This window comes from Bacillus sp. FSL K6-1338 (genome assembly GCF_038006965.1).
GTDB classification, from domain to species: Bacteria; Bacillota; Bacilli; order Bacillales; family Bacillaceae_G; genus Bacillus_A; species Bacillus_A thuringiensis_S.
The window spans coordinates 426,426-439,984 of sequence record NZ_JBBOWI010000002.1 but is presented as its reverse complement, the minus strand read 5'-3'; the positions used below and the strand labels follow the sequence as shown (position 1 = coordinate 439,984).

Here is a 13,559-nt window from a genome sequence, read left to right as displayed (position 1 = left end):
ATGTCAAAAACAATTAACCTAACAAGACTTTTTTCATTGTCACATTCAATGTTAAAACAGCAGCTTGATTACCAAGTTATAAATGGCATTCAGTACAAAAATGATCTGCAAATATGCGCCATATTTAAATATGATTACATAGATTTAAAGAAAAAGAAGTACAATGAATCCTCAGACAAAGAATATATATTAGGATTATTTAAGAAAGGAACCAGAGAGTATATAGAATTACCACTAAAACATAAAAAAACGGAGCAATTTGAATCATTTGAATTACCACTAAAACTTGATAATAATTTGTACAATGAACTTAAAATTTTTTTAGAAATTGATCAGTCAAAACATGGAGATTTTCATCCATGGCACTTTTTTAAAGCCTTAAATGCTGCCATACCAACAAAAGCTAATCAAGACAACCTAGATAGAAGGGCTTGCTCATACTCATATCCTACAAGCAAAGATAATGAACATGAAAAAATTTATTTTCTCAGTTTTAGAGATAATGATAAAAGAGGGGAGAAACGTAGTCTAGAAAATTACGCAAAAACACAAAAACTCTTGCCTTATGCTAACAAAATTATAGGAAATAGAAATATATCAGTATGTTTTACCACTTTGCCGAAAGATATTAATAAAGAAATAAAAGAAATGGTTTACAAAATAAACGATTTATAAGATTTATTTGTGGTTACCATAAAGTAAACATATCCTAAAATTATTGCTTCATTTGAGTTTAATAAAAAAGGAGGGATAGACATCTTTTTTAATAAAATAAACCGAACTAAAAATCTTGAAAAAGAAACTTTGTCTTTAACTTCTAAATTAAATGGATTAAAAGAAAACAAGATTCATCTAGATGGATCTAAGTACATTTATACAACTATTAAAAAAGGGATTATTAATAATACGAACTACTGGCTATTAGCACGCAGTGATTCATTAGCGAAATTAAAGAGCATGCATTCCTTAGCTAAATTTACTAATTCACTACAAAAAAAGGTAGAATCCTCTGAAATCCTATTAAAGACACAAGATTTATTTAAAGGAAAAATAAGAGTAGTATTAATTGAACAAAATGGATCCTATGACTTACTTACTTATTTAAGGTATGAAATGCATACTAAGAACGAGAAGATAGCAGAGTTTATGATTGGATATTATGGGGATTCAGAAGAGCTCCGCATTTGTACTATTGAAATACTAGAAAATAGTAAGCGAAATATGGGGATTGGTACTTGGATACTTCGTTTCATTTTAAAATTGGGAAACGACTTACAAGTAAAAAAAATAGCTGGTGCTGCAAGACCTTTAAATATTTCTGATCCGAACATGTGTCCTTCCAGATTAATGGCGCTTTATGAAAAAAACGGGTTTACTATTCTTAATAAAGATACAGGGGATTTCGAGCTTAAACTATGATATTTGGTTTAATAAAGTTTTACGAATTACAAAATGTATGGAAAAATACTAGTTGTATAATTGTAGAAGGACATGAATCTCTAAACTAAAATCGTATTAATAAACAGGGTGAAGTAGCTACTTTTATGAATTTTATAGGTACTTTCATGTCCCAGAAAAGAGACATGAAAGTATTCTAAATAAGTAGATTTATAGGGGATAAAATGTTCCATTTTAATAATTATAAATCTCATTCACTTATACAAAAGACAAGAAGCTTCTTGTTTTTAGCTTTAGACAAAGCAAATTTATATCAAATTTAAATAACTAAAAGAATCATAGATCTTAGAGAAATAGCATCTATATACTTATTATTATAAGGATTTTCCCAATGGAAACATAATATTTATTTTGCCAACTTTTCAATGATTGGAGCTTTAGCGGATAATTCACCAGTTGCCATATTCTTCATAAAAGATACCCCATAAATAGTAATTGTATCTCCAATATTTATATCTTGTAAGACTTTAGAAGAGACGGTAGCGCTAACAGTCGAACCTTCACTAGAAATTTCAACAGTTTCCTTGGTTTTATTGATTACACTTCCAGTGTACATTTTATATTGCTTTTTTAGAACGTTTTCTTCATTTTCTTTTTGAACAATTGCATATTTAGCTGTAGCTGGATCACCTGGTATTGACCCTATAAACATAGGAGCATAAATGGTAACTGTATCCCCAATCTGAATACTTTTAAGTACCTCAGGGGAAGGAACGTTAGCGTATACACTTGATTTTTCATCAGAAACTACTAATCCATCTTCCGTTTTTTCAATTACTTTACCTGAAAATTTTTGGTGTTGATCCAGAGCATTTTGTTCTTTTTTATCGACTTCTGATATAGAATTCGCTTTATCTATACTTGCATTAGGGATCACAGTCTTACTTGCCAACTTTTCAATAATTGGAGCTTTAGCAGATAATTCACCACTTGCCATATTACTTATAAAAGATGCTCCATAAATAGTAACGGTATCTCCAACTTGAATATCCTCAAGCACTTTTGAAGAAACGACAGCAGTAACAGTCCGGCCTTCACTAGAAATTTCAACAGTTTCCTTGGTTTTATTGATTACACTTCCAGTGTGCATTTTATATTGCTTTTTTAGAACGTTTTCTTCATTTTCTTTTTGAACAATTGCATATTTAGCTGTAGCTGGATCACCTGGTATTGACCCTATAAACATAGGAGCATAAATGGTAACTGTATCCCCAATCTGAATACTTTTAAGTACCTCAGGGGAAGGAACGTTAGCGTATACACTTGATTTTTCACCAGAAACTACCAATCCGTCTTCTGTTTTTTCAATTACTTTACCTGAAAATTTTTGGTGCTGATTTAGAAGGGTATTAGTACTTGTATTGTCTTTTTCTTTTAATTCAATATTCATTTCTCTTGACAGTATATCAGTTTTAGCAGTAAGTTGAGCGGCTTCAGCTCGTGTGATGAATCTATTTGGTTGCCAGCCGTTATCAGTACCATTAGAAATTTTTAAGTCAATTAAAATATTGGCATACTTTTCTCCCCAATGCCCTTTTAAATCCTCAAATTTACTTTGGCCATTATCATTTGCTGTACTTTGTAGTTTATAAGCATTTACTAGCATCGTAGCCATAGCAGCACGTGTAACTTTTCCAGTTGGATTGAAGATGCCATTCCCTTCTCCTTTAATAATGCCAGCTTTTTCAGCTGCAGCAATATACGGAGTAGCCCAGTGGTCTTGGGTATCTGTAAAAGAAGGTTTAGCTTTTGTATCAATTTTTATCCCTAAGGCTTTTGTTATAATTGTTGCAGCGGAAGCTCGATCTAACGTAACGTTTGAGCCGAAAGTTCCATCTGGATAACCAACTATGACTTGTTTATCCACTAAATAGTTTACAGATTGTTCTGCCCACTTTGGAACATCAGGAAATTTGTGAGTATCCGCTAAAATATTAGAAGAATAAGATAATATAGCTCCTGCAAGGATACCTGTTGTAATTAATTTGCGCTTCATAAAAATACACACCTCTACCAATCTATTGTATTACCAAATTGAGATTTTTTATTTTTATATTTATATGTTTGTGATGATGCTGACATCTATTCAATTTGGTGTAACGATTATAGTTACTTATATGCATGAGTGTCAATGAATAACTTTTACAAAAATGTTTAATATTAACATGAAAAATCAGTATAAATTAATTTTATTTACTGAAAATTAATAAGGTGTTGACGTATTAATGTATACTTAACTATAATTAATCGTGATTAATTGAGATTGATTTTCAAGTTTGTATACTAGTTTAACAAGTATACAAAAACTAACTTGAATTTAATTAAAAAAATTGAATATAAACTTATATTTGTTCATTGACACTTATATACAGGCGGCTAAAATCGTTGAACCAAATGTATGTTATGCTTAAAAATTTTTAAACGATACATATTGATAGAAAATGATAGAAAATCTTTTCTCTATATACTCTGTTGGGGAAAGAACCTTTATTTATGCAACTCCTTATATATATTGTCCATTAACAATATAGTTTATTATTAAATAAGCTCACCAACATTTATTGCAATTTTTTATTACTAATTCTTAATAAAGGAATAATGTAAATTAAATGCATGAAAATGGATAGAAATTAAGATTTAGAAGGAGAATATTTTATGAAATCCAAGTTAATTGCTACAGGAATTATTGCAGGAAGTCTACTATCCTACTCATCTAATATATTTGCAGATACTCACAAATTTCCTGATGTTCCCAAGTGGGCAGAGCAATCTGTAAACTATTTAGTGGATAAACAAGTCATAATTGGTTATCCAGATGGAACTTTTGGTTCACATGATTCATTAGACAGAGCTTCCGCTACGAAAATCATGACAAAAGTATTAGGTATACAAATTGACTTCGATGCAAAACCATCCTTTACAGATTCCCAAAATCATTGGGCTACTCCGTATATTGCTGCAGCTGAAAAAGCTGGCATTATTAAAGGAGAAGGGAATGGCATCTTCAATCCAACTGGAAAAGTTACACGTGCTGCTATGGCTACGATGCTAGTAAATGCTTATAAACTACAAAGTACAGCAAATGATAATGGCCAAAGTAAATTTGAGGATTTAAAAGGGCATTGGGGAGAAAAGTATGCCAATATTTTAATTGACTTAAATATTTCCAATGGTACGGATAATGGCTGGCAACCAAATAGGTCTATAACACGCGCCGAGGCCGCTCAACTTACTGCTAAAACTGATATGTTACAACAAAATCTAAACGATGGTTTAGAAGGAAAAGAAATCATTACTGCTACATCATATGAAGATTTAAACTTAACAGTGGCTTCTAATATTACTGCCCAAGAGATTGATAGTTTTATTGCACAATACCATTCAGATAGTCCATTAATGGGACATGGACAAGATTTTATAAATGCGCAAAATAAATATGGCGTGAATGCACAGTATTTAGCGGCACATGCAATTTTAGAATCTGGATATGGAAAATCAGAAATTGCATATCGAAAACACAATTTATTTGGGTTACGTGCGTATGATAAGGATCCGTTTAAATATGCAAAATATTTACCAACCTACGGTGACAGTATTGCTTATAATGCCAATTATGTACGAGAAAGATATTTAGAAGAAGATGGGATGCATTATAACGGACCAACATTAGATGGTATGAACGTAAAATATGCATCAGACAAAGGCTGGGCTGGAAAAATTGCAAATATTATGGAACGTATTAAACCGTTCCGTGTGGCAGACTATACATCCGCAAAAAAATTACCGAAAAACCCCGAAACATTAGATGTTGAAGCGTTATCTAATAACATTCCATTTAACATGTATGAAGATGGGACAACAGCAAATGTTGTATCAACAGCTGCTTATTACCATGTACCGTATCCATTTAACTTAAAAATTAAAAGTAAATCAGATGTAGCTTTCGAGGAAAATAAAGTTGGTACAGTAACTCGTGGAACAAACATCTTTATTTATCGTGAAGATCCAAATGGATGGGTGGAATTCTCTTTTGACACTACTGGAGAAAAATACTGGACATTAAAAAGTAAATTAAGTATGTAATTAGAAAGGTCTCTTTCACTACTCATAATCGTTTAGATTTAAATGACATATAATTATGAGACAAGTTTTTTACTTTTTTAAATATAGTTATGTACACAAAAAAGTTAGAGAATTATTTTCTCTAACTTTTATGCGCTAGTACTTGAAATTAAAAAGATGGTGGGGTTACTCCAAATATAACAGTGACTTTGTGTAAAGAAGTGTTTTCCCATTTATGTTTTACGTATGGTGGGATTTTAACACTATCACCTGGGTTAAGAAGTAAAACCTCATCATTTAGATATAGTTTTACTTGTCCTTCCATAACAAATGCTATTTCTTCACCTTTATGTGCCATAGGCTCCATAGAAGAAGCGGTTTGAGGTAACAGATTCATTAAAGCTAATTCCAGTGATCCATCTAAATTAGGTGATAATAACTCATACGAAACATTGCCGCTTTCAGGGAAAGTTATTTTTTTTCTTTGATTAGCTCTTACAACTAATTCTTCTGTAATGGTATCTTCTAAGAAAAAATTAAATAAAGCAATATTTAATGCTGCAGAAATTAGTTTTAGTGTTTGTAAGGATGGATTCGTGATTCCTTTCTCAATCTGACTTAACATGGAAGGTGTTATATCAGCTAATTCAGCTAACCGTTTACTAGTTAATCCAGCACCTTTTCTAAATACCATAATTTTTTCACCGATATTAATATTGTTCATATGCGTAATCCCCTTTAAATAAGTAAATAAAATTAAAATTAATGTTATTCACTTATACTAAACATGTTGTTAATATACTTAATTATAATAAAGTATGATTAATTTTCAAGCACCTGTATAGTTGTGAGAATAGTAAATAAGACAAGAAATGATTGATACTTATTTTTCCATGTAAACTATTAATTATGATGACCTGATTATATGATTAAATTTCTGTATAAGATTTTGGGATTGACAATAATGCAATAGCGGATGGACTGGCACTTGGAATAGCATTTGGGTTTGTAGGGAAAGCAATGGAACCATTTTTTTGTGGGGCATATACAGTTGGTGATAATCATTTAAATAAACTATTAAAAAAATAGTGGGTAAAGAGGATATTTAGCTAGAACCAACAATATTAGCAGGAATGATTAGACCTATTAAATTGCATAAAGTGGGGAGAGGCTCTTTACAAAATAATGATTTAAAACATAAATTGAATCAAGGTACACAAATTGTATAGGGAGCAGGAGGAAGAATGATTCCAAAAAAAGTAATGGAAGAAAATACGATCAAACAGATTCTCAGTTAATTAAAAAGAAGTTCTAATAAATAAATGACAACATATGAGTAAACACCAATGCTTTATTATAAAATTTTTTAGGAAGTGAAAACATTATGAAATCAGCTTTAACTAACATTATAATCTCCTTGATTCTTGCAGTAGGAGGGGTCATTTCGCTTTTGTTTAATTTAATGGGAGGTCAAGATTGGATCTGGGATTGGGTAGGGTTATTACTGGCATATCTATCTTTGGGCATTTTAATAGGCTTATATAATAAAACTGTGGATCACAAAACAGTACCTAGAATATTAAAAAGAATTTTGTTTATTTCCTTTAATGCTACAGTATTAGGAATAACATGCCAACTATTAGGAAAGGCGAATCTTACTATAATGATGTATTATTGGTTGATAATGTTATTACTACATTTCATTACTATAATAACATTAGTTATCCTAGTATTTACACATCTAAATAGTCAAAACTACAGCCTGTTATATACATTTATTGTGATTTTAAATATTTTCCTTACCCTAGGACCAGTATTATATCCTTTGGTTCTAACTATCATAGGAAATGGCATGAATGCTAGTGCAGGACACTAATTTTTATCTATATAGATTATTAAAATAAGTAACCCAAAATTGAAAGTGGTTAAATTAAAAATTATAAACTAATAAGATAATATAACTAAACAACCTAAAGTGGAATAATAGGATGGAAAGAAGATTATAATATGAAAATTAAGCTTAAGAAAAAAAGAATTATCAGTGTATTGTTGGCTATTACATTAGTAGCAATAGGGTATTACATGTTTCAATCTATTACGAATCCTAACCTGGTAAATGCGGAAGAGGCAAATAGTGTTCAACAAGTGAGCAGTCTACCTAAAAATGAATTAAAAAAATCGATACCTACTCGTTTTGATGGTAAAGAAAGAAAAGTTGTATATTTAACTTTTGATGATGGACCAGGAAAATATACAGCTAATTTATTAGATGTATTAAAGAAAAATGATGTGAAAGCAACATTCTTTTTAATTGGCGACAATGTGAAAAGGTTCCCAGATTTGGTGAAACGAGAGCATGTAGAGAACAATTATGTGGGCATGCATAGTATGACACATAATTTTAAAAAGCTATACACCAATCAGGAATATGTTAAGGAAATGAAAGAAGATCAATCTTTAATTAGAAATGTTATTGGAAACATACCAAAATTAACACGCCCACCATATGGATCAATGCCTGGATTAAATGAATCACTTCGAAATGAAGTGGTCGGAAATAATTTAAAAGTATGGGATTGGACAATTGATTCTCTAGATTGGAAATACAATAAATTACCTGTGGATGTAGCAGCCGCAAAAATTGCTCAAAATGTCTTAGCAGGTGCGACGTCTTCGAAGGAAATTGTTTTAATGCACGATATTCATCCACAATCTGTTGCGGCTGTTCCAGCAATTATAAAAGGATTAAAAGAAAAAGGGTATGAATTTGAAGCTTATGATGAGAACAATCATTTCCCAATAAACTTCTGGCATGATAATCGTATATAAAAAGATATGTATTAGTTAAAAGAAAATCAGAATAGAATAAGCAATTCATATAGGGTTTAAATATTTGTAAGAGCGTGTTTAGATAAATAGATGAAAACACGCTCTTTTTACCCAACTATTTTTTATTTTAGATTTAAGTATAGACTTTCTTATGTTAGAAAACTTTATCTGATTCTTTTAATGGATATAAATAATTAAAAGTCTTTTATTTTTACGCACATAATTATTTAATCATTATATAACAATGGAGTGAATTTAATTGTCATTTTTAAAAAACAGTAAAATTGGCACAACACTAAACGCAATGGTAGTTATAGCAAGTGTCTCTTGTATCATATTATCTATACTAGGATTTTGGGGCCTTAAAAAAGGGGAGCATGCTTCTACTACTATGTATGAAGATAGTTTATTACCAATCCAGTGGATAGGAGCTATAGAGTCTAATTTTTATCTGATCAATATGAATGTAAAAGAAACGATCCTATCAAAAGATGAAAAAAGAATAAAAGAGCTTTTAAATGAAATAGATGTAGCTCGTATAGAAACTGATCAGTTATTAAAGAAGTTTGAGACAAGAGTTAGTTCGAATAGAGAAAAGGAATTGTATAACACATTTTATACAATATTCAAAGACTTAAGAACACAACTGAAAAAAGTGCAAGATTTGGGACAATCTAATAATGAAGAAGCATATGCTTATTACCTAAAAGAGGTTGATCCTAATATGAAAAAGTCAATTCAGGCAATTCGCGAACTTATCCAATTTAATAATAATAATGCAGATCAATTACAAAAAAATAATACTGACAGTGCAACAAATACCATGATGCTATTTGTTAGTATCTCTATTATAGCAATTGCATTTATTATTTTTATTGGATATATCATTAAAAGTGCGCTTAAACAACCAATTGTACTATTAGAAAGAGATATGGAGCGAGTATCTGAAGGTGACTTAACGATACGTACTACCTATAAATCAAATAATGAATTGGGAAGCATTGTGAAGTCTTTTAATAGTATGCTGGATAACTTGCAAAAATTAATTGGAGAAGTAAAAAACACAACACAAGAAGTTATTTCTTCTACTGATGGGATGTTACAAGATACTAAACGAGCATCTCATATATCAAGAGAGGTTGTTCATACAATATCTGAGGTCGATAAAAGAATAGAAGGACAAGTTACTAGTATTCAGGAAAGTTCATCATCAATGGAAGAAATTGCGACTGGAGTTCAAACAGTAGCTGAATCCTCAGCAACGGTTACAGAAGTGACTATCACAACAACAGAACAAGTTAATTCTGGTAGTGAAGTGATAAAACAATCTATACTTCAAATGAATAATATTTATGAAGTTGTTGAAGATACATCCAAAGTAATAGAGAGACTTGTTACACGTACGCAGCAAATTGATAAAGCTTTGGATACGATCACTAATATTGCTGAACAAACAAACCTACTTGCCTTAAACGCATCAATTGAAGCTGCACGTGCTGGAGAAAACGGTAAAGGATTTGCAGTGGTGGCAGCAGAAGTGGGGGATTTAGCTGAGAAATCTAAAAAATCCGCGAATGAAATTAATAATTTAATTCAATTAATTCAAAGAGATACAAAAGATACAGTTGATGCAATGCAAAAAGGCCAACAAAAAGCTTTAGAAGGAAAAGAAACTGCTAATAAAGCAGATCAAGCCTTTTCATCTATTATGGTGGCTATTAATAAAATCACCAGCCAAATTCAAGAAGTATCTGCAGCAACAGAGGAAATGTCTGCGGGTACAGAAGAAGTAAATGCTTCTATGTCGAGTGTTTCTGAAACCGCAACGCAAGTAGCTAAGGAAACAACTCAAACTGTACAGTCTATCCAATCACAAGCAGCATCAATAGAGGAGATATCGCATCAATCTAACAAAATAAAAGAAAAAGTAGAAGCATTATCAGTATTAGTTTCCAAATTTATTGCTTGAGTAGCAAGACAAAAAGCAATAGAAAATATCAAATGTGCTGTAAGAATAATAAAAAAGACGATTTGTCGGTAGGACTCCTTTTGTAGAATTGTACCTTTAATGACGTTGACGAAATTTTTAATTTAGGATATTATGTACGTATATCATTGGAATTGGGTAGTAATTGTTTTAATACAAGCTAAGCCTATTCATTAGTGTGTATAGAAGATTTTAGGTACTTCTATGCATTTTAATGGATGGGCTTTTTTATGTTATATCGGAATAATATATAACCCCTATAAAATGAAAGATATAAAGAACCCATACTTAAATATCCTTGATTGGAGTGAGATATATGGAAGTTAAAAGGAATCTAAATAACAATGTCGTTATTACGGAGGATAAAAACGGTAAAGAGATTATAGTTATGGGTAAAGGAATAGGCTATCAAAAGTCAAAAGGTGATGTAATTGACGCAAGTAAGGTAAACAAAATTTTCCGTATAGCTAACCAAGATATATCTAATAAATTACAAGAACTGCTAAATAACATACCCATTGAGCACATGAAACTTTCGGATGAAATTATTGCATATGCCCAAAGAAAATTAGGTAAAAAACTCAATGAAGGTATTTATATTTCATTGAGTGATCACATGCATACTGCAATTCAAAGGATTAAAGAAGGAATTCAGATTAAAAATGCACTGCTATGGGAAATAAAAAGGTTTTATAAAGATGAATTTCACATTGGAATGAAAGCACTAGATATTATAGAAAAAGAGACACACATTCGTTTACCTGATGATGAGGCGGGTTTTATTGCTTTTCATATCGTAAACGCTCAGTTGCATAAAGAACAGCCAATCGTACATGAGATCACGCAGTTGATTCAAGAAGTGCTGACAATTGTAAGAGTTCACTTTGGTATTGAGATTATAGAAGAATCGGTTTCCTCTTATCGTTTTATTAGTCATTTAAAGTTTTTTGCATCCCGGCTAATTACCAATAGCACATATAGTGATGAGGCTGATGAAGAGCTACTTGAGATTATTAAAAATAAGTATGTAAAAGAGTTTGAATGTGTTTCAAAGATCCAACTATTTATCCAAAAGAAATACGGGTATTATTTAAGCTCTAATGAAATGATTTATTTGACTATTCATGTATCAAAGGTAGTTCGAGAGTCGAGTAGATAGGTAAAGGAGCATTAAAGGTGGTGATGACTGTAAACATGTAATACATAGCTGGATGGTAACATTAAGTTGGCCAGACCTTCACTATTTCTGTTAATAAATACATGAAAAGATGGAGGATTGAAAAATGAGTAAATACAACGAATTAGCAAAAAAAATTATTGAAGATATAGGTGGAAAGGAAAATATAAATAGCTTAACACATTGTGTGACTCGACTACGTTTTAAATTGAAGGATGAGTCCATTGCAAATGATGATAACTTAAAAAATATGGATGGTATTGTCACCGTCATGAGAAGTGGTGGCCAATATCAAGTCGTTATCGGAAACCATGTACCACAAGTATATGATGATATTAGCGCACTAATCGACGGAGATCAACTGAATGCAACCAAACAAGTTGAGAAAAAGCCTGAAAAACTACTACATAAAGCAATTGATATCATATCAGGTATATTCCAACCAATATTAGGTATTATGGCTGCGTGTGGTATGGTGAAAGGACTAAATGCGCTGTTTATTGCTATAGGATTATATAGCTCAACTTCGGGTGGCTCGATGGTCATTAACGCAATCGGTGATGCTTTATTTACTTTTCTACCATTATTTTTAGGTTATACTGCAGCTAAAAAGTTTGGTTTAAAGCCCATGTTAGGCTTAATTGTAGGGGCTATTATGTGTTATCCAAGTATACAAGCTAGTGTTATTTCTTCAAGTACTAGTGCAATGTATACATTATTTCAAGGTTCTATGTTTAAATCGCCGATTTATATCGACTTCTTTGGCATACCTTTAATTTCGATAAACTATACAGGTACAGTTATTCCTGTTATTTTAGCTGTATATTTCGCAGCAAAATGCGAAAAAGTTTGTAATAAGTTTGTACCAGATTTACTTAAATTCTTCTTTGTTCCAATGCTTACAATATTAATTGCATTACCGGTTGCATTTATTGTAATTGGACCACTTGCAACCTTTGCTTCAACAATTGTTTCTGAATTTGTATTTGTAGTTAGAGACTTTAGCCCATTGTTTGCTGGCATCATAGTAGGAGCTACTTGGCAAATACTAGTTATCTTTGGTATACATTGGGGATTCATACCTGTATATCTAAATAATATTATGACTATGGGATACGATAACGTGATGATGCCTTTCTTTGCTTGTACTTTCGCAACTGCGGGAGTTGTCCTAGCTATATTATTTAAAACAAAAGACAAGAAATTGAAGGAAATGTCTTTACCAAATTTCTTATCCAGTATATTCGGAGTAACAGAACCAGCTATTTATGGAATTCTATTACCCTTAAAGAAACCATTTATTATTAGTTGTATTGCTGGTGGTATCGGTGGGGGATTCTATGGATTCTTTAATTTAAGAAAGTTTATGGCTGGTGGAATGGGTATTTTTGAATTACCTGCGATGATTGAACCGGATGGAGCAATGGGGAATTTAATAGTTGCGGTTATCGGTATTGTAATTTCAATGGCAGTTGCATTTATATTGACGCTGATTGTATATAAAGAGAAAGAGACTGCTGACGCAGGTGTGAATGAGTCTCAAATTGAAACTAGCCAAGATGAAAAGAAAAGTAGATTAGAGAAAGAAATAATTGAAAGCCCAATTAAAGGTGAAGTGCTGCAATTAAAAGATATAGAAGATGCGGCTTTTTCATCAGGTGTATTAGGTAGTGGAGTTGCAATCGTACCTGCAGAAGGAGTGGTTGAGTCTCCTGTAAATGGGGAAGTAACAGCGTTATTCCCTAGTTTACATGCGATAGGTATTACATCGGAGAATGGAGTGCAAATTCTAATTCATGTTGGTTTAAATACAGTCCAATTAGAAGGTAAAGGATTTAAAGCTTATGTAAAGCAAGGCGAAAAGATAAAGAAAGGTCAACGATTGTTAGAGTTCAGTATTGAAGAAATACAACAAGCTGGTTACAGTGTTGTTACTCCAATAGTTATTACGAATTCCGCAGATTATTTGGAGGTTGCGGAGAGTAAGGAAGGTAACGTGGATAGAGGATCGAATTTAATTACGGTTGTATTTTGATACCAAAGACG

10 protein-coding genes are annotated in these 13,559 nt (G+C 31.6%); 8 read left to right on the top strand and 2 right to left on the bottom strand.

The window, feature by feature from the left end; genetic code table 11:
* Positions 1–675 carry a DUF6037 family protein gene (locus NZ044_RS28920; RefSeq protein WP_170265012.1) on the top strand — a complete coding sequence of 225 codons (675 nt, stop codon included), beginning with the start codon at positions 1–3 and terminating at the stop codon, positions 673–675.
* Between the two features lie 129 nt (positions 676–804).
* The gene (locus NZ044_RS28915; RefSeq protein WP_170265014.1) at positions 805–1,419 is read left to right on the top strand and encodes a GNAT family N-acetyltransferase; all 615 of its coding nucleotides are present in this window, start codon (positions 805–807) and stop codon (positions 1,417–1,419) included.
* Between the two features lie 385 nt (positions 1,420–1,804).
* Here the strand turns inward: NZ044_RS28915 and NZ044_RS28910 are convergent, their stop codons facing one another.
* A complete protein-coding gene (locus tag NZ044_RS28910; protein ID WP_340950188.1) occupies positions 1,805–3,454 on the bottom strand; it encodes an S-layer homology domain-containing protein in 1,650 nt (549 codons plus the stop codon).
* Positions 3,455–4,113: 659 nt separating this feature from the next.
* Here NZ044_RS28910 and NZ044_RS28905 point away from each other — a divergent pair.
* Entirely contained in the window at positions 4,114–5,541 is a 1,428-nt protein-coding gene (locus tag NZ044_RS28905; RefSeq protein ID WP_340864009.1) for an S-layer homology domain-containing protein, read from the top strand.
* Positions 5,542–5,689: 148 nt separating this feature from the next.
* Here the strand turns inward: NZ044_RS28905 and NZ044_RS28900 are convergent, their stop codons facing one another.
* Entirely contained in the window at positions 5,690–6,244 is a 555-nt protein-coding gene (locus NZ044_RS28900) for a helix-turn-helix domain-containing protein (protein WP_170265104.1), read from the bottom strand.
* A 660-nt stretch (positions 6,245–6,904) separates the two neighbouring features.
* Between NZ044_RS28900 and NZ044_RS28895 the strand changes: the two genes are divergently transcribed.
* The 5 genes from NZ044_RS28895 to NZ044_RS28875 all read left to right on the top strand — a co-directional run bounded on the left by NZ044_RS28895 (position 6,905) and on the right by NZ044_RS28875 (position 13,548).
* Positions 6,905–7,396, top strand: a complete 492-nt coding sequence (locus NZ044_RS28895) for a DUF3902 family protein (RefSeq protein ID WP_340950186.1) — start codon at positions 6,905–6,907, stop codon at positions 7,394–7,396.
* A gap of 131 nt (positions 7,397–7,527) precedes the next feature.
* A complete protein-coding gene (locus NZ044_RS28890) occupies positions 7,528–8,349 on the top strand; it encodes a peptidoglycan-N-acetylglucosamine deacetylase (RefSeq protein ID WP_170264918.1) in 822 nt (273 codons plus the stop codon).
* A 259-nt stretch (positions 8,350–8,608) separates the two neighbouring features.
* Positions 8,609–10,318, top strand: coding sequence for a methyl-accepting chemotaxis protein (locus tag NZ044_RS28885; protein ID WP_170264919.1), 1,710 nt, complete (start codon positions 8,609–8,611; stop codon positions 10,316–10,318).
* Positions 10,319–10,652: 334 nt separating this feature from the next.
* Positions 10,653–11,495, top strand: coding sequence for a BglG family transcription antiterminator LicT (gene licT / locus NZ044_RS28880; RefSeq protein WP_170264920.1), 843 nt, complete (start codon positions 10,653–10,655; stop codon positions 11,493–11,495).
* A 124-nt stretch (positions 11,496–11,619) separates the two neighbouring features.
* Positions 11,620–13,548: a beta-glucoside-specific PTS transporter subunit IIABC gene (locus tag NZ044_RS28875; RefSeq protein WP_170264921.1), complete on the top strand. Its 1,929-nt coding sequence runs from the start codon at positions 11,620–11,622 to the stop codon at positions 13,546–13,548.
* Positions 13,549–13,559: the final 11 nt, after the last annotated feature.